Genomic DNA, 23,614 nt, shown 5'->3' with positions numbered 1-23,614 from the left:
ATGTCGTCAATAAGATTTACATCATATTGACAAGGATGTGAGATGAATATGACTTCACTTTCGCGAAAGTGTGGGTTACTGTGTTTGGCATTCGTCCTCGTTGCTATGTTAGTCCCCTCTCCTTCCGCAAAGGCCGCGGACCGTGTTACCCTTGATTCTCATCAGGATGGACAAATCGTTTCCCCCGGTATAGAAGAGCTTCACGGGACCTATACCAATGTATTTGATGTTGAAATTGTAGTTAATGGACAATGGGTGGCAGACGTACACATGAATGACCCTGACGCAGATAATAGCGGAACATGGACGTATCCACTGGATACGACGAAGCTTGACGGACCTGTTGAGATTGCATTGAAATCAAAAGATAAGGAAACGAGATACGGTATCTGGTCCTCTTTTATTCACCTGGTTGTAAATAATCCCGATGCCAGTTCACCAGAAGTGTTCATTGTCGATCCGGCCGAATCCGGTGCTGTCTTACCCAACGAAAATGGGATTGTGCCCATTCATATTTCAGCAGAAGGCAAAAATGCGATTTCTCAGGTAGAACTGCGCATTAATGGAGGCCCTTGGGAGCCTCTTCAATTAGATGAGGAAGATGGAAAGTACACTTATTCATGGAACACGACTCAACTAACAGAGGAGCGAAAATACAGCCTAGAAGCAAGAGCTACGGATCAAAATGGGAACACAGGGTATAGCCTTACTACCTATCTGTCACTAGGTCAAACCACAGTAACGAACAGCGTGTATGAAGAAAATACGCCGTTACCTTATCAAGATCGAGCAATCTGGATTTGGGAAACCGCCTCTTATCATCTGGTGTTAAATCCGAATTCTTGGGACACCTTTGCTGCATTCACCTCCGATACAACCACTTTCAGTGAACATCCTATTACCACACTCTACCTTGGGGTAGATAAGTATAATGGCGCTTCGATGCTTGAGGATTATCGTGATGAAGTGCAGCAGTTTGTTACCTGGGCACACAATAACGGATACCAAGTGCAGGCACTGATCGCTGGAGGTACAACGCCGCCCTACTATGGAACATACGAAAGATACCGCACCCAAGCGATCCGAGAATTTGAAAAAGTACTGAATTACAATCTTGCTTCAGAATCTTCTGCACAATTTGACGGAATCAATCTGGATACAGAGCCATACATTCTTCCAGATTTCAAAACCGATAAACCTTCTGTTCAAATCCAGTACCTTGACATGCTGGCTGCACTGATGGAACGAAAAACCGCTGCAGGCATAGGCTTCCCGGTAGGCGCGGCAATTCCAAGATGGTATGACAGCTCAGCTGATGCCAGTGCAATTCCGTGGAAGGGGTCAACAAAATGGCTCTCAGAGCACATTCAGGATACAGCTGATTATATTTCCATTATGGATTACCGTGATCAGGCGGAAGGAAGTGCAGGAATTATTCAGCATGCACTCGGTGAGCTTGCCTACGCAGCTTCCATCGGTAAACCAAACTCGGTCATCATCGGAGTGGAAACCAAAGATATTGCGGACGGTGGAGATCCCGAAACGATTAGCTTCCATGAGGAAGGTAGAGCTTATATGGAAGAGGAACTAAACAAAGTGTACGCGGCTTTTCAAGACAATACATCATTTGGAGGTATCGCCCTTCATCACTACACTTCTCTCATAGACTTCCCTAGTAAGTGGGGTCCAGGAGGAGTGAAATGGTCCCCTCCTGCCGACCTTGATCCTCCCAGCTTGGTTAGCGGTCCCCCTTCAGCAACCGCCTTTGACCATGAACGAATAGATCTGAGTTATGGGATGTCACAGGACAATACAGCAGTAAACGAATACCGCATCTACCGAAGCACGGATGCTGATTTTACAACTGGACCTCTAACATATGCCGGAACTGCGAAAGGTTTGTCCTATGAAGATAGAGGGCTCCTAGCGGATACCACCTATTATTACAAAATCACTGCCGTCGACCTGCAAGGAAATGAAAGTGTCCCTAGTGAAGCTGTATCTGCCACGACAAGCGCATCCACATTGAAACCTATGGTTGTTGACCAGATGTTATTTCAATACACCGGGGGCAAAGCTAGTGTTACACTGCGAGTGGTGGACCTTGACACCGGAGCGCCAGTGAGCGCCACGATCAGCGGCAGATTTACACAAATGGCTGGGAAATATGTTACAGCCAAAACTACGGCAAGTGGTATATTTCAGGCATCATCCGAAGCCGTGTCCACCCCTTCAGGAGAAATTGGATTTCTCCCCCGCCGGATCATGGCCCCAGGATATTATTGGGCCAGCAGCTATGATCAGCTCCCTTATGAAACCATAGTCTGGGAACCGTAGTTGACTTCTAAATTAAGATTGGAAAGTATTTAATGCGAGGAATAAATTCCATGGCAGATCATTTAGCAACTATTTATCAAAAGTGAAAAATCGTAATCGATTCGTCCAGGCTGGCTACCCAGCCTGGACTTTTTTTGAGTCTTCAATAGGCATTTATATGCTTAGTCAACAAGTTGTTTTACGCAGTATGTAAATATCTCATTCTAAGACACGGTCATTTCATGTGGCAATTTTGCGAACAATATCAAATAAAATATTCATTTCTTATGAGCAGGTTAATTACATACTAAGTCTCCCTAGCTTGGTAGTTTTAGATATATGTACTTTTGTCAACATGCAACTTTATCCAAATTGTGGTCGTCTAGAACATGTCATCAGCTTATGACAAAACATCAGTGAAGGAGAGAAGACACATGAAAAACAAAATGAAAACTGGCGTAGCTGCTGCAGCTTTAACCGTGGCTTTAGGCGGTAGTTCCCTCTACGCTTACGCAGACGCTAGCACCCCTGTACCTATCTCAAGTAACCTTCAAGAGACGGTTACGATTACGGTAAATGGACAAGCAATTGAAGACGGTTACCAAATTTCTACAGCAGATCAGCCGATGATCCCGGTTCGCTCTCTGGCAGAAGCACTCGGAATGGAACTCACTTGGGTAAAAGACACCAAAGCAAGTGAACTTACCAAAGGAAATGTATGGACTTCGATCGCAACGGGGAAAGATCAATATAACGTAAATAAGATGCTTGTTACTCTAGGCCAAGCTCCTGAAATTGTTAATAATATACAATATGTTCCTTTGAACTTTGTTAGCAAAGTGCTACACGGAAACGTGAATGTAGAAGGGAGTAAAGTTACAATCACAACAGATAACGGAAATGAATCCGAACAAGAAGTGACGAAAGCTAGTGGCGTCATTACTTCCCTGAATAACTATAATGGAAACTCCAGTATTCATATTAACGGATATAGTTCTACTGGGATCGTATTGAACGTAGGGGAAGATACGGAGTTCGTACTTTCTAATGGAAACAAACTGGAACTCAAAGATCTTAAAGTAGGAGATCAAGTAGACGTTGAGCATGCAATGTTTTCTACACTCAGCCTTCCGCCGCAATCTCCTGTTTACAAAATTACAGTAACGGAACAAGCGGATGCGGAAATGGTCGTTGCCGAGGGTTCCATCGGTGAAGTTCGCAATTCTGATGCAGGAGAACTTAGTTTCCTCGTGAAGGGAACAGGAGAAGAAGCTGCTAATGATATCGTATTCCAAATTGGTGAAAATACAAAAGTAGTGAATACAAAAGGGGAAGAAGTTGACCCTTCTACTCTTAAAAAAGATGATTACGTGATTGGATTCCATAACGGAGTCACTACCCGTAGCCTGCCTCCTATTGCGAATGCGATGAAAATTGTAGTAGATCAAGATAGAGTAGCTGAATAATTGAAAATTCGTAACATTGTACTCGAACTAGCTATACGAAAGGTGAAATCATAAATTTCTCCTATCCAGATAAAAAAAGCAGCTCCCATTGGGGCTGCTTTTTTGAATTGTGTCACTGGATTTCAGATTACAGCTTAATGTTATCTTCATCAAAATACTCTTCGAGTGTAAGACCGCTCTCCGCGATATCCGGAGCAAGCTCTTTACCCACATATCGGATATGCCATGGCTCATACACATAGCCTGTCGTCTCTTCCCGGCCTTCTGGATAACGAATCACAAATCCGTACTCCGGCGCATGCTCTTTCAGCCACTTGCCCTCTTCTGAGTCGCCAAACACCTCTTCGATCACATTGCCGACACTTGGGCTGGATACATCAATCGATAACCCCGTCTGATGTTCACTATAACCTGGTTTCGCACTTACCCTAGCTGCATATTCTTCACCGTTGCGTTCTACACTGCTGTTGTATACGGAAACTTGTCGCTGGTAAGAACGATACCCGGATACAGCACGAAGCTCTATGCCATCATTCTCTGCTGCAGCAAACAGTTGTTCGAGTGCGCCTGCTGCTTCCTTACGTAAATGACGTTTCTCATGAGGCCCGTCAAAGGAAAACGGAACATTCGGCTCCACTAAATCACTTGGCTCATACCCCTCAGGTAAGCTTCGCTGTTTATTTACAATGACCGTCATTGCTTCTGCATTCGTTACAACACTTAAGTCACCTTGCTTTTCAACATTGCTCTGTAACGAATTTTGTGCACGCATAGCCATGATGCTGTCTACTTCTGTATCGCCCTCTCCGATCTCAGATCCGTCTGAGGTATTGCCTGTTCCTTCTGTCGGCGCTTCCGGCGTTACTTCCTGCGAAGTATCACCTGTCGATGGGGAATTCAGGTTCTGCCCTTCCTTCTGCCCTTGCCCGCCTTCTTCACACCCCGTTAATAGAACGGAGCCGAGCAGCAATGTGGACAGCAGGACGATCGTCCAGCGGTGTCTCTTCATTTTTGTTATTGTCATGTCTTACTCTCCTATCCACATGTGGCTTGTCCATCATTCTATTGTAGCCTAAAAATAAACAGAGCAAAAGAAGGCTGGCACTCCATGACAACGGTTGTCATGAACGCAAACCTCCTAATGCTCTATCTATTTCCCTATTGCTTCTTCTTACTCCCGGTCTTTGCTGTAGGCAGCCACTCTGAAGCACGCTTAGACAATTGCTCGCGCAAGTGTGTAAGCGCCGCCTTCGTAGGTGCTTGTGGCAGCAAAGCCGTTAGGTCTTGAGGAGGCACAAACTTAGCCGGTGCCTTTAAGCGCAGCTCCACCTCTGCCAGCCTATGGCCAGGCTTATGGAGTGCGCTGTCTTTGACACTCTCCGCGATATAATCCATGATCGCAGAGACGTTTCCGCCCGCCCGCGCAGCCGGACGTTGCAGCATCGTTGCCTGAGGAAGCGATGCTCCCGCCGATTCGGCCTCCCAGGAGCCGAATACGCCATCGAGCAGCATAGGGCGTGCAATGCCCAGTGCACCGAGCAGCGCAAGCGGCTCGGCCATTGCCCAGGAAGCGGCCGCTAATTTTGCCGCTTCTATGTGCGGACAAGCTTCGTCACCGCAAGTGCAGGTCACCTGCACCTCTGTGGCGAAGCGAACCAAGGTTTCGGCTGCTGCTGATGGAAGCGGCCGCTGCTGAATTAGCGTATACACGGTATATGCGGATTCAGCTAGCTGTTCCAATAGCTCAGCCCTGTCTGCCTCATCAATCGGTTTAATCATTCCGCTGCATTCCACATCGCCTGTCTCTACCCCTTGTGAATCAGACACGATTGCCTTCCATCCGTGAGGCTCCAGCTGAAATTCCTTCACTTCGATGCTCACCTTCACCTCACCCCTTTCCTGAATCAAAATCTATACTTACATCCACATTTCTCCCTGTAAGGTAACAAGACCCTTCAGTTCATCATCGGACATCTCGGTAAGCCAGTTTTCACCGGAACCTACGACTTGCTCAGACAGCTGTTTCTTGCTTTCGATCAGTTCATCTATTCGCTCTTCTAATGTTCCCTGGCATATTAATTTATGAACCTGGACGTTTTTCTTCTGTCCAATTCGGAACACACGGTCTGTAGCCTGATTCTCTACCGCCGGATTCCACCAGCGATCATAGTGAATTACATGACTGGCATGAGTAAGGTTAAGACCCACGCCCCCTGCTCTTAATGACAGGACAAAGATAGATGGGCCTTCTCCTTTTTGGAAGCTCTCTACCATCGCATCACGTTCTGCTTTAGAGATACCGCCATGAAGGAAATAAGGCTTCTCTTCGTACCGCTGAGTCAACTGATGAACCAAAATATCGCCCATGGATACATATTGCGTAAAGATAAGCGCTGACTCTCCATTATCCCGTATGGCATCGGTGAGCTCCATCAGACGTTCCAGCTTGCCTGACAGCTCCACACGTCCACTATGTTCCTTACGATTCTGCTCTAGCAGAACAGGATGATCACAAATCTGCTTGAGTTTTGTTAGAGAAGACAGAACGACGCCTTTGCGGGTAAAGCCGGTCTGACCTTCAATACCCGTAAGCAGCTGATCCACCACACCTTTATACATCGCTGTTTGTTCAACCGTTAAAGCACAATACGATTTCAACTCCAACTTCTCTGGAAGATCCTTACGTATATCAGGATCACTCTTGAGCCTTCTTAGCATAAAGGGAGACACAAGCTTGTGCAGTTCACGAAGGGTCTGAGCCCCTTCCTCACCTCCGGCAACGTAACGCTGGCGGAATGAGGCGGCAGTACCGAGGTACCCTGGGTTAAGAAATTGAAAAATAGACCATAGCTCACTCAGTCGGTTCTCCACTGGAGTTCCCGTCATCGCAATGCGGTGAGGCGCAGACAACTTCATCACACTCTGTGCCTGTTTCGTGCGGTAGTTCTTAATATATTGTGCTTCATCGAGTACAACGGATGACCAATGTATAGAAGCTAGGTCCGAACCATCTCTACCTGCTAAATGATACGTCGTCAGCACAATATCATGTTCTTCCGCCTGCTCGCGAAAGCGGTCCCCATGCAAACGCTGAGTGCCGTGATGTATATATAATTTGAAATCCGGTGCGAACCGAGCCAGTTCCCGCTGCCAGTTTCCGAGCAGCGAAGTAGGACATACGATGAGCGCAGGACCTTCCGCATCGAATTCATCCTCGGTCGTTCCTTCGAGCTGCCGTTCTTCTTCCCTGATCGCCCTAGCTGCAAGCTTGGAATCAAGCAAACATGTAATAACCTGTATGGTTTTTCCTAGCCCCATATCATCAGCAAGACATACCCCGAATCCAAGATCACGCATCGCAGCAAGCCACTGGAATCCACGTTCCTGATACGGCCGTAAATTCCCGTGCAAGGAAGGCGGTATATATCTAGGCTCTATCCCTTTGAGTACTTGCCCTTCAAGCAAGAAAGACAACATCCCATAGGATTCTGTATCGAATATAGAAAGTCCCTTCCAGTTTGCATCTTCCTCATCTTCGGCAACGAGATGCATCCATTCCGATAAAGCCATCGTACCTTCGTCATTCTTCTTCATGAACCTGAGCACCTGGCGAATTTCTTTGGGATCAATCTCAATCCACTCACCACGAAATTCCACTAAAGGAAAAGTCGAAGCCGCAATTCTCGCTAGTTCTTCCTGAGATACAGGAATCCCATCCAGCATCGCTTCTGCTTCAAAAGTGACAAGCTGCTCCATCCCGAGTGCAGAACTGCGTTTCACAGCTCCGCCTCCATCCGCATTTTGCAGCATCTTCAGCTTAAGTCCCGTTCTGCGTTTGCCTTCCTTACTCCATTTTGATGGCATCATAACCGTAACGCCGCTCTTTTGCAGTTTGGGCACAGAATTTGCCATAAAATCATAGAACGTCTCTGTATTCATTTCAACTGAAGTTGGAGAAGCTCCCATTCCAGGTACTAAAGCAGGGGCTAGTTCACAGGCTTTCCCAAGCGCGATTAGCATCTGTTCCTGTACAGATAAATACAAGGTCGAGCCCCGGTCAACGTCCTTCGACGGGTGCGACCAGATTGCCTGAATAGGCAGACGAAAATCGGACTCACTTTCGCTTTCAGCCCAGAAGCTTACATTCCATATCGAACCTCCTCCATTCTCTGGAGGTTCTAATCGAAGTCCAAGCCGCAGTCTCCCAGGTTCGGGGCCAGAGGATTCATTCTCTATCAGTGGAGGGGAACTCTCCCCCGCCTCTCTGACAGCCTCAGATAGTTCCTCAATTTCCTGTATAGTTCCTTGCACACTCAGCTCTCGAGAACCGGTAAGCAGACTATTCCACCACAGTTCAGACAACGGAGAGTACCCTCTGCGATAATTCACACGATATTTAGACAGACTGCTTTCGACCGCAGCTACCTCGGAAGAAACAGCGGCATGAATCATCTGGCAAAGGAAGGAGTAAAGTACCGCTGCTCCTGCCTCTTTCACTGATTCTGCCTCCACTTCGGTATAAACCACGGTAGACGTCAGTGCGATCGGAGGGATGGATTCCGCAAGAATAGCGAAACGCTCCACATCTTCTTGCTCTGTAAGTCTAGGGAGCCATGCTCCCTTTATTGCAGATTGATTGCCACGTCTTCTTCCTCCGGTAGCAGTTACCGGAGCTACTCCTGGAGCGATCTGGCCGCGAAGAAGCAGATCCAATGCAAATAAAGCCGCTTTGGACCAGTATTCCATTTCCTCTCCTGCTTCAAATCCTGCTCCTGCAGCCTCTTCTTTGTTCCAATGGATCAACAATTCGAACGTATCTTTCGGAGCTAAAGCAAGCCCTTCCAGTGTTCGCCCCATTCCTGCTCGTTTTTTCTTCGTTGTATCTGCGCTTAAGTTCTGTACCTTTGTCTGCCATCTCAGCTCAGCAAGACGTAAAGCTGCATGTTGAAACGGACGGTAAGTACCGCCCTTTAATTTCATTTTCCGTATTCCATGGCTCCAGGCATCGACCCTGGGTTCAGACGTTTCTCCAGAAAAACAAAAAAACACGTCTCCGAGCCAAATTCCATAAAGAGGTTGATTCATCGCAAGTCACCCGTTAGCCCTTTTAGATTGTTACTCTCCATCATATACGAAAATCGATCAATTTAAAAATCGAAACTGCATTTTTTCCAAAAGAATACGAAAAAACAATCGGCTATAGCCTTTAAGCTTGAACCGATTGTATTTCTCATACCTATTAAATGCAGTTCGCTTGTTATCTGGAAGACCTTATTTGTAGCGGTGAAGTTTATTACTGTAAGCTCGACAACTCGTTAAAAGAAAGTCTATCTACAATGTCGTATCCGTTGCCCTGTCCTTTAGGTTTGAGGATTACGGTACCTAAGAAAGGAATTTCACCTAATCCAGTCCCCGAAGGGAAACTGTGAGCAATGATCACTTTATTCAATCCAGTAGGGGGCTCCTTCTCTAATATAGTGGTAAGAGTGGCTAATGTATTTTCCCGTTCTTCTGTGGTTACATTCCCACTTAAATTGTAAACTTTAGTCCAAAAGGAATCGACTTGAACATTTCCTGCTCCAAAAGCAAGCTCTGCGGTTTCCCTTGTTCGACAAAAAGGACTCGCCGATACTGGAGTTAGTACCGGTATTTGCAAAACCCTTAGCTTTTGCCCATAAAGTGAGGCTTGTCTTTTTCCTTCCTCCGTAAGGTTTCTTTGAGTTGCACAGTCGCTGAAAATGAGATTCGGCTGATCTTCTCCGATAGTGGCCTCCCCATGCCTTACATAAAGAATATATCCTCCCTGACGGAGTGAATTCACGAGTGATGGGTTTACTAAACCAGCATTCGTGGTACTTTCTGCTACCGAGACGACGGGAGTCTGTATGATAAGGAGTAGAGCAAACATACACATAAAAATCAACTTTTTCATCTACTTAAATTCCCTCCTGCTTGAGTACAAAATTTGTAAGGTTTAGTATGCGCAAGAAGAAAAAATATAAAACAGTCTTTTAAAGAAGATGGCTCCGGACCAATACCGAAACCATCTTCACGTTGTAATATTTATTGCTTTAGACTATCCCAGCTTTTCTGCATATCTTCGAGTAATTTTACAGGATCAGGTTTCGCAATGTACGCTTGCATTACAGATCCGAATTCTTGTGGCACTCCCTCTGGGAATCGGTTGAAGTTCCAGCTTAGTACCTTATCTTCATCACTATATTTAATGAGATCAGCGGCAAGATCCCCAAGAGCCTCTGTATCAGCTGAAATGCTTTTGAAAGCAGGAATAAATTTAAACTCTTCCGTCATATATCTTTTCCCTGTTTCTGAGGTAACTAGCCATTCTAGAAAATCTTTTGCTTCTTCCTTCACTTCAGACTCTTTATTCACTACATAGTTATTGGGTACACCGACGAACAGTTTATCTGAAGCCGCTGCATCTTCTCCAATTGGCATCGGGAGGATACCTAGGTTTAAATCTGGATTAATTCCGTCAATTTGTACCTGTGTCCAGTTCCCCTGCTGCATCATGGCTGCCTCTCCTGTGGCAAAGGTCGTAACCTGTGTATTGTAATCTGTCGTCAGGGGATTTTTGTTACTGTACTGCAACGTCAAATCCAAAAGCTTGATCCAATCCTGAAATACAGGATTGCCCGGAATTTTTTCCGTTCCATCATTTAATCCCTGAATAAAGGCAACGGGATCCGCCTGATTGGCAAACGGTACATTTACATTATGATTTCCAAGTACCCACCATTCCTGATATCCATTCGAAAAAGGAGTAATTCCTGCATCCTGTAGCTTCTGAGCCGCAGCCTGCAGCTGACTCAGCGTCTTCGGCAATTCCGTAATCCCTGCTTTCTCAAACAAATCTTTGTTATAGATAAACCCATACCCTTCAAGTCCCAAAGGCTGACCGTACAGTTTGCCGTCTTTAGTCATCGGCTCTTTAGCAACGTCCAGTACATCACTTACCCAAGGTTCACCAGATAAGTCCTCCAGACTGTCAATCCACGTATCCAGTTCACGATAACCCCCGACATTAAAAATATCCGGATGCTCAGTACCTGCAAATTTGGTTTTCAGCGCTGCGCCATAATCACTTCCGCCTCCGACGGTTTCAATCTCGATATTGATATCTGGATGTTCTTCCTCATATTCGGCGATCAGGCGATCATAAGCTGCGGCGATCTCTACCTTATATTGAAAGATTTTAATCGTTTTCTTTCCAGCCTCAGCTCCGCTACCATTATCCCCACTACACCCCGCTGCAACCAGTGAACATAGTAATAATGAAGTAAGTGCAAGCATCCCTTTTTTCTTCAAAATAAATCCCTCCCGTATTGGAAAATGGTGGTTAGCCTTTTACAGAACCTGCGGTGATCCCTTGAATGATATATTTTTGCATTAGCAAAAAGAATATAATGATGGGCGTAATTCCAAGCACTAATGCGGGCAACGCCAAGTCCCATTGTTTGGTGTATTGTCCAAAAAAGGCATAGGTGGCAATCGGAATGGTATGAAGCGAACTGTTCTGCAAAATAATGGACGGCAGCAGATAGTCATTCCAGATCCACAATGTATTCAGAATAATGATCGTGACATACATGGGGCGCATCAGCGGATAAACGATCCGAAAAAATACGCCATACGCGTTACTGCCATCGACTTTAGCCGCTTCTTCAATCTCCATTGGAACCGATTTTACAAAACCATGGAACAGAAACACGGACATCGGTATACCAAAACCTAGGTAACAAATAATGAGCCCATAGTGGCTGTTCATTAGCCCAACGGTACTTGTCACCTTAACTAGCGGGATCATAATAGATTGAAATGGAATAACCATTGCGGCAACAAACAGTGTGAAGAGCACACGATTAAATCTCGAGTTATGCCTTACCATCCGGTAAGCTGTCATGGAACTAAACAAAACTAGCAACAAGTTACTAATTACGGTGACAAAGAGTGAATTGAATAGCACTTTCGGAAACTTTGTAATTTCCCAAGCCCGCTGGTAGTTCCCCCATTCAAAAGCTTGCGGCCACGCAGCTGCATTGGATAACAAATCCCCAAAACTTTTGACCGAGTTCACAAACAGAAAGTAAAATGGAACGAGAAACAGGATGGCTATCAAAATCATGACAATTTCCGTAAGCAGAGTTCCAAAACGATAATTTTTACTCGTCTCCATTAGGCTTCCACCTCCTTACTCTTCGTGAGGCGGACCTGAATACTCGTAATGACAGCAACAACGATGAAGAAGATCAGCGCCTTCGCCGTACCGAGTCCGTACCTTCCGTTAACGAATGCCTCGTTATAAATGTTCAGAGCTAAAGACTCTGTTGAACGGAACGGTCCTCCTTTGGTCAAGGAAAGGTTTAGATCAAACATTTTGAATGACCAAGAGATGGCAAGAAACAGACAGACGGTCACCCCCGGCATAATGAGCGGTACAATAATGCTTTTTAGAATCTGGCCTCTGCTCGCCCCATCAATCTGCGCCGCTTCGATAACTTCTGTTGGCACATTGTTCAGTGAGGAGATGTAGATGACCATCAGATAACCTGCGGTTTGCCATACGAATACAATGACAATAGCCCAAAAAGCTGTTATTTCATCTCCAAGCCACGGTAGGTTGAAAAAGGACAGTCCGGTTACTTCCCCGACAGAAGCAAACCCGCGAACAAAAATAAACTGCCAGATAAACCCGAGTAACAACCCTCCGATGACATTCGGCATAAAAAAAACAGTTCGCAGCACGTTTTTCGTCTTTAGCGGCTTGGTCAGGAAGTACGCTAGAAAAAATCCGATGACATTGGTAAGTACAACCCCCGCTAGTGTGAACCAAGCTGTAAATGTAAACGATTTCAAGAAAGCCGGGTCATCCGTAAGTATTTTGGTGAAGTTAGCAAACCCCACCCAAGTTGGATCTTTGGTCGCTCCGTTCCATTCAGTGAAGGAGTAATACATCCCTAGCAAAAACGGAGCCGCAATAATAAGTAAAAAGAAAAATAAAGCCGGACCAACAAAAACCCATTGCTGCATCATCTGTGACGACTTTCGATTCATCGCTGAACCCCCTTTTCTTGACCACTTTATTGTATATGTAACCCATATGAAGGGAAATGAATGATATTTAAGGTAAATAATTACATAATATAGAAATAGCTCGAGAAAAAGGTCCTTCTTCTGCAGGCAATTTGCGGGTTATATTAGTTGAGCGCATTGCTTGAATGTAAGTCTTATCAGGTTGAGAAACATAGGTTATGGGTAAGTAAACTCATGACCCTTTGGTCATTCAGCATATCCTTTACATAAACAATTAAGGAGGACATAAGATGCAGTTAAGCAGCAAACACAGCCCCTATAAGTGGCTGAATGTGATCGGCTTTATTCTTGTTGTTGTAGTTAACGCACTTGCGAATATTTTGCCGATCGGAGGAAGAACAACGGGTGAAGTTTCAGAACTATATCCGGTACTCATTACTCCAGCAGGGTACGCATTTATGATTTGGTCTTTCATTTATATCCTTCTTGCCGGTTTTATCATTCTACAATTCCTGCCTTCTCAGCGACAGCGGCATACGACAGAGCGTACGGGGATTTGGTTTTTGATCAGTTGCATCGCTAATGCAGGCTGGATTATTCTTTGGCAGAATCTTCTGACTGGCTGGTCGGTCATAGTCATCTTTATTTTATTACTCTCTCTCATTCAAATGTATTTACGTACACGTAATCTCGCTTCACCTACAATGGGGGAAACTTGGTTCGTAAAACTCCCCTTTAGCGTTTATATAGGATGGGTCAGTGTGGCTACGCTCATTAACGTGACCGTGTGGCTCAGTAAAGTAGGTTTTCGCGGATTCAATCTTGGAGACGAGACATGGGCGATCATTCTGCTTCTGCTAGGAAGCATTGTAGCCTTCGTAATCAGCTATCGGTACAGCGATTTCGTCATGCCACTTGTATTCGTATGGGCTTACATCGCTATCGGTGTAAAACAATCGGATATTCTTTCCGTTTCCTATACTTCCATTGGACTCGCCATTCTGATCTTCCTGTTTGCGGTTTGGATTTTCCTTCGGAAGAGAAAATAAGCAAAAAGACCATCGCTTAAGCGATGGTCTTTTGTCTGTAATAAAGTACTGTATTAATGAATGTACTTATCCTTTTAACGTGATCGTCTCGATTTCTACGAGCGCATCTTTCGGCAGTCGTGCCACTTCTACTGCACTGCGTGCTGGATACGGCTGTTCAAAAAATGAACTGTACACTTCGTTAACACGTACAAAATCGTTCATATCTTTTAAGAAAACAGTTGTCTTCACAACTTGGTTCAAACTTGCACCTGCTGCTTCCAGAATTGCTTTTACGTTCTCAAGGGACAAACGAGTCTGCTCTTCTACAGTAGCCCCAAATTCTCCTGTTGCTGGGTCGATACCGAGCTGTCCGGATGTAAAAATAAAACCGCCTGCTTCTACTGCTTGGCTATAAGGCCCAATTGCGCCTGGTGCTTTTTCAGTCGAGATTGTGCTTTTACTCATCTGGATGATCCTCCTTTATTTTTCCACACTTTTCTATACGCTTTATTGTAGTCAATTGATAGATGCTTGTCTATTTCTACTCCTGGGAAAGTTCTTCCGCTATCTTACGAATCTGTTGGTTGGAATAATGATATACTCCTGTCTGGTCACGCCGCGCAATACAAATCATTGCTCTCGCGACCATCGTCCCGGATATAGCACGATAATTCTGACCTATTCCAAGCTTCAAAAGAGGATCCATCCACCTTAAGATAACTTCACCAAACTTTTCCCCTGCTCTTCGTTCTTTACGTTCTCCGAGCAATAAGGAAGGTCGTACAAAATGTACACCTGGTATACCGATCTTTGCAATCTCTTCTTCAAACTGACCTTTCGTGCGCGAATAGAAAATGCGAGATTGGGAATTCGCACCCATAGAAGAAATTCCAATAAATTGCCGCACTCCATGGCGATATGCGATCTTCGCAGCTGCAACTGGATATTCCAAATCTACTTTGCGGAAAGCCTCTTGTGATCCAGCCTTCTTGATGGTTGTACCTATACAGCAGAACAATACATCGGCTTGCTGAAATACAGCTTCATATTCTTGAAGCTCATCCCAATTTACGACCACTTGTTGTTTCAGCTTGGGATGAGTCATTTCCGTCGGTTTTCTTACTAAAATAATGACTTCAGCGTAGGTATGCTGTTCAAGCAGCTGTGTAACCAATTGTTTTCCAACCATCCCGGTTGCTCCGATAACAACTGCTTTACGAGTCGATTCCAAAATTGGTTCCCTCCTAGTAGGCTGAGTTTCTCCTATTTTGAACAAATCATATCATGAACACATCCCTTTCCATAACAGAACAAAGAAAAGAGTAGATTCCGTAGAACCTACTCTTTTCTTTGTATATATAAGGTACATAACGTATGGATTATTAGCGTACGCTCGTATTATTCCAGTTATTATACTCGATTTCAGCTTGCTCACGTGTATGACCGTATTTTTCTTGGAGTTTACCGATCAACTTGTCTTTCTCACCGTTAATCACATCCAGATCGTCATCTGTCAGTTTACCCCATTGTTTTTTGGCTTCACCTTTCATTTGGGTCCATTTCCCTTTCATTACGTTGTTATCCATGATCCTTCATCTCCTCGTCTATTTATAGTAATGTTGCTGTAATATTTTTATTTGTAATCCATTACCCTGAGCTCAAGGGATGTCATTACTTGCTTGTTTTATTATTAACCAGAGAACATAAATGTGAATCGAACAATATATCAATCTGGTATAGCATTTGATGTGGATTTGTAATATAGCTTGTACTATGGTATAATAAGTCCTGTTGTAGTATTTAACCCCATTTATATTCCTCAAAGTAGAATAATTCCTTCATTTTAACCCCATGAAGAGTAAGAATCGCGTTATAACCCAAACACAGATTTCATTTTTTATTTTCATTCAAACTGGCGCGGTCTTCGGAGCCGCAAGGACAAAAGAGAGGTAGGGCTTTTGTTGTGTGAAAGTCAGTTATTCTCGGCAAGAGTGAACATCAAGTTCACCAGAGGAATCGTTAGCTTGCTGTAATTGCTACAGTTAGCAACCACAGGTTAAATCTAAAAATAAGCGCAAGCTGCTCGTGATCGATCATGACGCGGGTGACCTTGCAAGCATACAATGCAGCCCCCGAACCAAAGGTACGGGGGCTATCCAATTTTATATAGCAATCGTTCTAGAAAAAGGTTTTTGTAATGATAACGAGCAAGATGAATAATACGAGCAGAATTCCTGCCATATAGTCTGCATGTTTATTTACACACGGAGCTACAGGCATTGACATACAATGCACGGGTTCCTGCCAGTTGCCTCCATAAGTTTGATACATCCGATCATAATCGGATACAGGGTAGCCTGATATATAACCGTAATTCATCTGATAGCCATATTGTTCATTCATTTGTCTTCCTCCCTTTATGTCTGCCTATTAGGCTTCCCCCTATACATATGTAAAATGGTTTCATTGCGTCCGGGCTCCTGCCTTGAACTCGCAAAAAATAGGTAATCCACTTGGATTTTTTCTATAAAAAAGAGTCTGCCTGATTACAGGCAGACTCTTTTTCAGTTAAAACTAGGGAATGTGACTAGCAAAGAAATGCTTTAGAGATGATAACCAAGAGAATGAACAGTACGAGAATTGCGCCAGTCGATGTCCAGCCTCCGCCTCCGTATCCAACTCCGCCTACGTTTCCGCATCCGTTGTTGCCACCACAGTATCCGTATTCACCCATTTTAACTCCTCCTTTCCGCTTCCTACACCATAACTTATGTCATTCAGGTCTCTTCGGACCGGGCGTTTCTCCCATCTTCCTCATTTTGGGCCACTACCCAAGTACTTACTTTTATCTCGCTTCATGAAAAATGCAGTACGTACGCTAATAAACGCAATATTTCAAGGCGTAGGAGATCACCCTTTTTATGAACTCCTACCACTTAATCACATAAGATATAGAAGAAAGAACTTGATGAGCGGGAAGGTGAATCATGTGAAGGCCTCTGTCAAAAACAAAAAAAGTAAAACATCTAGCAGACAAAATAACAAAAGCGAGGAATCCACACTTGTTTCACTGGATAAACTTACGGTGATTGCTGCCATTCTCAGCCTTATTGTATCTGGCATAGGGCTTTTCATTGCCTTGAAACAGTTGTCTCAACCCGAACCCGGTGAAGAACAAGCCGAAGACGTAATTGTTACACGGTCATCCCCTTCGGACGTTTAATATAGATCTATATAAATTTATCCCTCAATTCAACCAATTTTTTCATTTACTTTATAAAAATAAAAATGATACATTGTATATTGTAAGGTTTATCCACTACCTTATTTTTGTTCCAATATTATCATTTACGACCATTTGGTCGATACATATCGTAGGCCTTATTCTTTGGAATGGAGGGATCATATGCTGTTGGACTCGCTTAAATATGCGGAGGACAAGGGATATACTGTGTGTCTCGTTATGCAGAACGGCAAATCCTACGTAGGCGAGATCGAAATCAATAACAATTCGGAGAGCCTTGTTATCAATTGCGATCAAGGAAAGATATGGACACCACTGAATCAGATCAAACATTCTTCAACCATTGTTGCAGCACACTTCTAGTCTCAGGGGACCAAACGAGCTTAAATACATGAAATCCAACATAGATGAAGTTATCCTCTTTGGAGCCAGTCGGTGATTCCTTGCGAACACTGATCCTGGCTCCTTTTTTATACAGATATATTATTCCGGACAACATAGGTTAGGATACGAACTTCAGACCAACGGCAGAAACGAGTACCAGTGCAATAAACAAGATACGTTTTGTATCTCTAGCTTCCCCATAAAATATCATCCCAAGCAAGGCTCCCCCAGAAGCGCCAATCCCTGTCCATACTGCGTAGGCTGTACCCATAGGCAGTGTCATCATAGCAAGTGCAAGGAAAGCAAAACTGAGTCCGAAACTTCCAACCAAAAACAGTAGCACACGAGCACTACGTTTCTGGTTCCACTGATTGATCATTCCGACGCCCGCCATTTCAAACAATCCAGCCAAAATTAGATAGACCCAGTCCATATCAGGACACCTCCTTTTCTGTATGATCTTTGGTCACAAGCTTCAAGCCTACGACGCCTGTCAGCAATGTAATCACGAATAGAACTTTCCCGGCATTCAGTGCTACGCCGAAAATCATGACATCAACAAGCATCGTGCCCACTGTCCCTAGCCCGACAAATATGGCATAGGCTGTACCCACAGGCAAAACTTTAGTTGCGGAGATGAGTAAATAGAAACTCAGGAAGATAGCTACTCCTGTTGCGCCCCACTCCCAGAAATTTTGTGCATGTTTCAGTCCCGCAGCCCATCCAATCTCAAAAAACACAGCTATCAGCACTTTCAACCAATTTGAATTCATTTTTCATTCACCCTTTCATTTCATCGTATTCATATCAAGAAAATGTACCGGAGGACACACTGTTCAAGGTCCAAATAAAAAAAGCCCGGGAGACTTGTCATAATGACAAGATCTCCCGGGCTTTTGTCCCTCCGTGATAACACGAATCCAGTTGGTTCGTGCGTTTTCCCTCGGACCAGTCCAGATGATCATCTATCATCTGCGGAACCCTAGAAAACGTTTCTCTTATTGAATTCCCTATAATCTAGCACAGATGCAGATCAGGTTCAAGGCTATTCTTACATTTTATTTCAAACTGTCTGCAAGACGACGTACAGCATCGGAATCAATTGGCAAAAGTCCGGAACGTTCCAGACGCACAGCCGATCCAAAATGTACTTCTTCTACGCCTGTCTGCGTGACAAATTGACGAATCCCTTCCGGAGTAAGACCATTCCCAGCAAGTATTTTAATATGACTGCCCTGTGAATGATCCACCAGTTTTTGTATTTGCGGAATGGCCTGAGGAGCTGGCTGTGTACCGCCTGAAGTGAGGATTCTTGTAATCTCTTTGTACTTGCTAAGAACAGTAAGTCCCGCAAATTGATCTTTCAGTTCATCAAAGGCTCGATGAAACGTAACCTGCATCTCTCCGGTGTGGGCAAGTAATGCAGCAAGCGCTTGCTCATCAATCCTGCCTGCCTCTGTCAATGCGCCGAGCACAACCCCTGCCGCACCTGCTCTGCGAATGGCCTTGATTTCAGCAATCATCGTATTCACATCATCTTCATCATATACAAAAGAGCGACTATGAGGTCTTACCATAACGTGGACAGGAATGTTAATCTTCTGTACCACTTCTTCAACAAGTCCAATCCCTGGAGTCAGCCCTCCTTCGGTTATGGCTGTAATCAGCTCCAAACGGTCTGCTCCGCTTGCTTCAGCTTTCCGAGCATCGTCCATACAAGTAGCAATCACTTCTAACAGCAAAGCTATCTCTCCCTATTTACAATTTTGTTATGCGTTATATTGTCGCTCTACATAATCAGCAAGCAATCTTGCACCATATCCCGTTGCTCCTGCTGCTGCATAAGGATATTCTCTTTTATATTGCACAGTTCCGGCCATATCTATATGGACCCACTTCATTGTATCTGCTACAAAATGGCGAATAAATAATGCCGCTGTAATGGCCCCTGCAAGACTGCCGGTACCTATATTTCGTAGATCCGCATAATCGCTTCTTAGCTCGGATTCATATTCGTCTACAAGCGGCATAGGCCACAGTTTCTCCCCATTATACAAGCCTAGCTCGACCAGCTCGGAAGTAAGTTCTTCGTTGCCCCATATGCCAGCAAGTTCAAGTCCAAGAGCTGCACCGACATTCCCAGTCAATGTCGCAATATCAATTACTTTCCGGGCGCCTATACGCTCCGCATGCAGCAGCGCATCTGCAATAATAAGTCTACCTTCCCCATCGGTATTGGCAACCTGCACACTCATTCCATTCGGATAAGTAACGACAGAAGCAGGCATCATCGCATCCGAACCGGACAGGTTATCGGCAATAGCTAACAGGGCCGTAACCTGAACAGAAGCTTTTGTTTGGACTAGTATGTTCATGGCGCCTACAATCGCAGCAGCACCACCCATATCCATCCGTGCATCACTGATGTCATGTCCGGTTTTCACATTCATACCGCCCATATCAAAAGTAATCCCTTTACCAATGAGTACAAGAGGCTCTGCCTGGCATTCTTCATTTGAGGATACCGCACCATGAACAGTTCCATCATATTGTATTTCCACTAGAGCCGGTTTATATTTACTGCCCCCACCTACGGCGATGAGGCCATTCATCTGATGCTGTACCAGTTCTTCACCTTGATACACATGGAGTTTTACACCAGGAGCATCACGGAATAATTCCTCTACCCTCTTCACAAAAGCTTCTGGATGGAGCGATTCCGGCGCTTCATTAACCAGATCTCTGGTCAGGCTAGTTCCTTCATTACGAATAGCTGCCTCAGCAATCGTCTGTTCCATTTCTTCTAAAGATAGTTCTGGCCATTCATTACTTTGGAGGTGGAGTTCTGTTACCTGCTTGCTCGCGGTTATTCCTCTATGCTTATTAAATTGATACGATCCGTACAGCCAACCCTCTGCCCATGCTCTAAGCTCTTCCCGAGCTGTCAGATGACTTGTCCAAGGTATGATCCGTTTCAGACTTCCGCTAGTCTTGTTCTCCCGTAGCAATTCTCTTGCACTGCTCGCTCCTGCCCTGCGAATCGCTTCGTAAGAGAGCTTCTCTTCCTTGCCCAAACCGACACTTAGAATGTCCTGTTCCATTTCTGTACGTCCATAAAGCCAGGTTAACACCTGTTGTTGTTTACGATGCTCAGGCAGGCGAAAAGAAGTCTCCGCTCCTATGGATACGGGCTGGATATGTACATCTTTTTCGTCCAGTCTGTTGATAATAATATGCATTATAGGTTCCCTCCTTGATCTCCTGCATTATCCTCTTGGCCTCACCGTAGGTCAGCAGCGGTCTTTTACTTATTCCACTCAAATACGGCTTTACGTTCTCCGACCGGTGTTCCCCCGTCATTTACGATCTCATTCGGAACAAGCTTGTACAGTCTGTCGATCGTCGACTGGTTCTCATATCCGATTCTTTCAAGGATAGATGCGATAATACATGGCCACACTTGCTCCGATCCATCCGATACTTTAAGCGAAATTCCAATTCGTTCCTTTCGAAGTCCGATACCATAAACACCTTTGGCACCGCCTTTAGCAGCTATATTTGAATCTTTCAGTAGTTCCGTGCAAACAAAGTGGCTATCTGCAATCATCTCAGGGTATTCATTCATCCGTTTTGCCATCCGCTCGGCAGCTGCTGCGATCTCTTGATCTTCGATCAGGTCTGGACAAGCTAGTTTCAAGAAACTGTAGCCGATTTTATCAAGTGGGAGCGCATGAATAGGCAATCCGCAGCCATCGATTCCCTCAGGGATGGACGACACCGGCACCTCTGCAAAATAAGCAAGGGTTTCGCGAATTTCTTTCTGTACCGGATGCTCTGGCTTATAGTATGTATTTTCATCCCAGCCCATTTGTTTGCAGGCTGCAATAAGTCCACTGTGTTTACCTGAACAGTTATGGAAAATGCGACGCTTGCTTTCATGGTTCTGATGGCGTATTGCTTTTGCATCTTCATTCAGTGGATAAGTAGCACAGCAGTGAAGCTGTGACTCTTCGATTCCCGTTTTCTCCAAGATAGATGTAAGAGCATCAATATGGAATGCTTCTCCTCGGTGGGATGCTGCGAATAACGCTGTTTCTTTATCGCTAAGCCCATATAGGTGATCGATATTACGTCTCATGGCCGGCATAGCCTGAAAAGGTTTCGCTGCTGATCTTAAGAAAGTCATATGATGTGCATCTCCAGCTGCATGAATGACATTTCCATGCTCATCTACAATACTGATTGCACCATAATGCACATTTTCCAAAATTCCTCCGCGATACTCGTAAGCCAAAGGTACAAAACCCATATTTAACTCCCCCTATTTTCGCTTGATCGTGCTGTTTATTAATGCAAAATAAAGAAACGATCCTGTGCCGCAAGGCCTGATCCAATTAATACTCCGTCTTCGTGTAGCTCAGACGTAACGATAGTAAAAGAATCACGGATCGGCTCCCAAATATATCTGGTGTAACATAAATCGATAATTTCTTCGTACACTTCAGGAAACTTGTCCAGAAATTCACCACTCAAAATAATGCTGTCCGGGTTATACGTTGTAGCCACATTATTAATAGTAATGGCCATGTAAGCTAACGCTCGGTCAATTAAATAACACGCCCAGCGTTTCCCCTCCGCCCTGGCTTTAAACAATTCTTCGATGTTCCTTACCGGATGTGCCTTACTTGCTTCCGCTAGGAGAGAGGGAATCGTGATATAGGTTTGCAGACACCCTGCTTTTCCGCAGTCACATATCATCCCATCCGGATCCATCGTCGTATGACCGATCTCTCCGGCACTGTTCGTTGCCCCGCGGTAGATCTCTCCTTGAAGAATAAGAGCAGAGCCTACACCGTTACCAAAACCGAGAAGCACGGTACGTTCAGATCCATAGGCAGATCCATTTCGCTGTTCAGCTAGTGCTTTGAGCTTCAGTTCATTATCTACAACCGTCTTGAATCCTGTTAACTCCTCAAGTCTTGTCGTCAAATTCACATTCTTCCATCCGAGCTGGACAGAGAATTGAACCGTTCCACTGTCGATATCAATAATTCCTGGAAGACCCACACCTATGCCTACGATACGAGTACGATCAATCCCATGTTGCTCAATCAGCTCGTTAATATGGACCGAGATTGATGTCATGGTGGCATCTGCGTCATCCTCTGTTGTTCTTGAAAAACAACACCTGCAGACGATATGACCAAGTACATCAACAATACCAACGAGTACCTGACTCTGATCCAGCTCAACTCCTATGGATAAAATAGCGTGATCTCGAAGCCGAACGAGGGTTGATTTCCTTCCCCTGCCAGTAGAAGTTTGTTCCTCGGTTTCCTGCACCAGTCTTTCCTCTATAAACTCAGAAATAATTCGACTGATCGTGGTTGCACTCATCCCTGTTCTCTTTGCAATGCTAGCACGAGAAACAGGTTGTTCTTTTTTAATGATCTGAAAGACGGTAAGACGATTTTGTTGCTTCAAAAAATCTTGATCGTGCTTGTTCATCTTCATTTCTCCTAATTAATTTCACCATTGGAACAAAAAATGTAAATACAAAACAAAAAATAAGAATTTAACTTCATTCTATAGCTAAAAAATTCAATCATTCTCTTTTTTTGCTCCAATGGGTTTAATAATAAAGTTTGTTTTAGAGGTGTGTCAATCTTCATGTAACATAAAAAAAGCAGGACTGCAATCTACTGCACCCATGCTCGTTCCTATCTGCTATTATCGCTTGATCATAATAATAAAAAACACCCATTCGGTAAAAACCGAACGGGCGTTTAAGAAATTTTCTAATGCAATTTCTTAGTAAAGAAATGCTTTGGAGATGATTACCAAAAGGATAAACAATACCAAGATTCCTGCTGTGGAAGTGAAACCTCCACCAAATCCACCGTAACTTCCGCCACCGTATCCAACTTCACTCATTTGTAATTCCTCCTTTTTGCTAAGGTACAATTCATCTTATGCGGGTTTCGAGAAGATGACTGGGTTCAAAGGAAAAAGAATACAATTTGGGCTTTTAGAAGCTGAATACGGATAGCAGGACTTATACATGAACACGCCTTTTTGGAAGGCTGAATATATAACTGTTTATTGAAGAAAATGTCCAG

General features: G+C 44.4%; 23 protein-coding genes, 1 pseudogene and 1 riboswitch. Of the genes and pseudogenes, 5 read left to right on the top strand and 19 right to left on the bottom strand.

The features are described from left to right. Positions 1-48 precede the first annotated feature (48 nt). The gene (locus KFT32_RS11070) at positions 49-2,337 is read left to right on the top strand and encodes an Ig-like domain-containing protein (protein WP_211747245.1); all 2,289 of its coding nucleotides are present in this window, start codon (positions 49-51) and stop codon (positions 2,335-2,337) included. A 413-nt stretch (positions 2,338-2,750) separates the two neighbouring features. Then, positions 2,751-3,782 carry a copper amine oxidase N-terminal domain-containing protein gene (locus tag KFT32_RS11065; protein WP_211747244.1) on the top strand — a complete coding sequence of 344 codons (1,032 nt, stop codon included), beginning with the start codon at positions 2,751-2,753 and terminating at the stop codon, positions 3,780-3,782. A gap of 127 nt (positions 3,783-3,909) precedes the next feature. Here KFT32_RS11065 and KFT32_RS11060 read toward each other — a convergent pair whose 3' ends face one another. The 7 genes from KFT32_RS11060 to KFT32_RS11030 all read right to left on the bottom strand — a co-directional run bounded on the left by KFT32_RS11060 (position 3,910) and on the right by KFT32_RS11030 (position 12,857). Then, positions 3,910-4,791, bottom strand: a complete 882-nt coding sequence (locus KFT32_RS11060) for a M15 family metallopeptidase (protein ID WP_211747292.1) — start codon at positions 4,789-4,791, stop codon at positions 3,910-3,912. A gap of 149 nt (positions 4,792-4,940) precedes the next feature. After that, positions 4,941-5,669: a hypothetical protein gene (locus KFT32_RS11055; RefSeq protein WP_211747243.1), complete on the bottom strand. Its 729-nt coding sequence runs from the start codon at positions 5,667-5,669 to the stop codon at positions 4,941-4,943. A 30-nt stretch (positions 5,670-5,699) separates the two neighbouring features. Beyond that, positions 5,700-8,867, bottom strand: a complete 3,168-nt coding sequence (locus KFT32_RS11050) for a DEAD/DEAH box helicase (RefSeq protein WP_211747242.1) — start codon at positions 8,865-8,867, stop codon at positions 5,700-5,702. A gap of 208 nt (positions 8,868-9,075) precedes the next feature. Continuing rightward, positions 9,076-9,714, bottom strand: coding sequence for a histidine phosphatase family protein (locus KFT32_RS11045; RefSeq protein WP_211747241.1), 639 nt, complete (start codon positions 9,712-9,714; stop codon positions 9,076-9,078). Positions 9,715-9,845: 131 nt separating this feature from the next. After that, complete coding sequence (locus KFT32_RS11040) at positions 9,846-11,111, bottom strand: ABC transporter substrate-binding protein (protein WP_249435809.1); 1,266 nt, start codon at positions 11,109-11,111, stop codon at positions 9,846-9,848. Between the two features lie 31 nt (positions 11,112-11,142). After that, the gene (locus KFT32_RS11035) at positions 11,143-11,979 is read right to left on the bottom strand and encodes a carbohydrate ABC transporter permease (protein WP_211747240.1); all 837 of its coding nucleotides are present in this window, start codon (positions 11,977-11,979) and stop codon (positions 11,143-11,145) included. Beyond that, on the bottom strand, positions 11,979-12,857 hold the full coding sequence (locus tag KFT32_RS11030) for a carbohydrate ABC transporter permease (protein ID WP_211747239.1): 879 nt from the start codon (positions 12,855-12,857) through the stop codon (positions 11,979-11,981). Before KFT32_RS11030 ends, KFT32_RS11035 begins: the two co-directional genes overlap by 1 nt. Positions 12,858-13,126: 269 nt before the next feature. On the opposite strand from KFT32_RS11030, the gene KFT32_RS11025 reads away from it, so the two are divergent. Further along, complete coding sequence (locus tag KFT32_RS11025; RefSeq protein WP_211747238.1) at positions 13,127-13,885, top strand: tryptophan-rich sensory protein; 759 nt, start codon at positions 13,127-13,129, stop codon at positions 13,883-13,885. A gap of 66 nt (positions 13,886-13,951) precedes the next feature. On the opposite strand, the gene KFT32_RS11020 is transcribed toward KFT32_RS11025, so the two are convergent. The 5 genes and pseudogenes from KFT32_RS11020 to KFT32_RS11000 all read right to left on the bottom strand — a co-directional run. Next, on the bottom strand, positions 13,952-14,332 hold the full coding sequence (locus KFT32_RS11020; RefSeq protein WP_211747237.1) for a RidA family protein: 381 nt from the start codon (positions 14,330-14,332) through the stop codon (positions 13,952-13,954). Between the two features lie 76 nt (positions 14,333-14,408). Continuing rightward, positions 14,409-15,098, bottom strand: a complete 690-nt coding sequence (locus KFT32_RS11015; RefSeq protein WP_249435808.1) for an oxidoreductase — start codon at positions 15,096-15,098, stop codon at positions 14,409-14,411. A gap of 151 nt (positions 15,099-15,249) precedes the next feature. Then, entirely contained in the window at positions 15,250-15,453 is a 204-nt protein-coding gene (locus tag KFT32_RS11010) for a CsbD family protein (RefSeq protein WP_211747236.1), read from the bottom strand. Positions 15,454-16,045: 592 nt separating this feature from the next. Beyond that, positions 16,046-16,270 carry a hypothetical protein gene (locus KFT32_RS11005; RefSeq protein ID WP_211747235.1) on the bottom strand — a complete coding sequence of 75 codons (225 nt, stop codon included), beginning with the start codon at positions 16,268-16,270 and terminating at the stop codon, positions 16,046-16,048. A gap of 184 nt (positions 16,271-16,454) precedes the next feature. Continuing rightward, positions 16,455-16,556 (bottom strand): annotated as a pseudogene (locus tag KFT32_RS11000) (YjcZ family sporulation protein); the annotation flags it as partial. A 279-nt stretch (positions 16,557-16,835) separates the two neighbouring features. Here KFT32_RS11000 and KFT32_RS10995 point away from each other — a divergent pair. Both KFT32_RS10995 and KFT32_RS10990 read left to right on the top strand, forming a co-directional pair. Next, the gene (locus KFT32_RS10995) at positions 16,836-17,090 is read left to right on the top strand and encodes a hypothetical protein (protein ID WP_211747233.1); all 255 of its coding nucleotides are present in this window, start codon (positions 16,836-16,838) and stop codon (positions 17,088-17,090) included. A gap of 183 nt (positions 17,091-17,273) precedes the next feature. Next, positions 17,274-17,474 carry a hypothetical protein gene (locus KFT32_RS10990; RefSeq protein WP_211747232.1) on the top strand — a complete coding sequence of 67 codons (201 nt, stop codon included), beginning with the start codon at positions 17,274-17,276 and terminating at the stop codon, positions 17,472-17,474. Positions 17,475-17,613: 139 nt separating this feature from the next. On the opposite strand, the gene KFT32_RS10985 is transcribed toward KFT32_RS10990, so the two are convergent. From KFT32_RS10985 to KFT32_RS10955, 7 genes are all read right to left on the bottom strand, one after another. Further along, entirely contained in the window at positions 17,614-17,928 is a 315-nt protein-coding gene (locus KFT32_RS10985; protein WP_211747231.1) for a DMT family transporter, read from the bottom strand. A 1-nt stretch (position 17,929) separates the two neighbouring features. Then, positions 17,930-18,268, bottom strand: a complete 339-nt coding sequence (locus KFT32_RS10980) for a DMT family transporter (protein ID WP_211747230.1) — start codon at positions 18,266-18,268, stop codon at positions 17,930-17,932. Positions 18,269-18,378: 110 nt separating this feature from the next. Next, positions 18,379-18,492, bottom strand: a riboswitch (guanidine-I (ykkC/yxkD leader). Between the two features lie 61 nt (positions 18,493-18,553). Then, a complete protein-coding gene (locus KFT32_RS10975) occupies positions 18,554-19,237 on the bottom strand; it encodes a copper homeostasis protein CutC (RefSeq protein ID WP_211747229.1) in 684 nt (227 codons plus the stop codon). Between the two features lie 27 nt (positions 19,238-19,264). After that, the gene (locus KFT32_RS10970; RefSeq protein ID WP_211747228.1) at positions 19,265-20,734 is read right to left on the bottom strand and encodes a leucyl aminopeptidase family protein; all 1,470 of its coding nucleotides are present in this window, start codon (positions 20,732-20,734) and stop codon (positions 19,265-19,267) included. Positions 20,735-20,799: 65 nt separating this feature from the next. Further along, positions 20,800-21,804, bottom strand: coding sequence for an asparaginase (locus tag KFT32_RS10965; protein WP_211747227.1), 1,005 nt, complete (start codon positions 21,802-21,804; stop codon positions 20,800-20,802). 38 nt (positions 21,805-21,842) lie between these two features. After that, positions 21,843-23,003 (bottom strand): ROK family protein, encoded by a 1,161-nt coding sequence (locus KFT32_RS10960; RefSeq protein WP_211747226.1) that lies wholly within the window; start codon positions 23,001-23,003, stop codon positions 21,843-21,845. A gap of 303 nt (positions 23,004-23,306) precedes the next feature. After that, positions 23,307-23,429 carry a YjcZ family sporulation protein gene (locus KFT32_RS10955; protein ID WP_211747225.1) on the bottom strand — a complete coding sequence of 41 codons (123 nt, stop codon included), beginning with the start codon at positions 23,427-23,429 and terminating at the stop codon, positions 23,307-23,309. Positions 23,430-23,614: the final 185 nt, after the last annotated feature.

This window comes from Paenibacillus sp. Marseille-Q4541, assembly GCF_018310695.1.
Taxonomy (GTDB): domain Bacteria; phylum Bacillota; class Bacilli; order Paenibacillales; family Paenibacillaceae; genus Paenibacillus.
The sequence above is the reverse complement of the archived record's forward strand: the minus strand, read 5'-3'. Positions and strand labels throughout refer to the sequence as shown.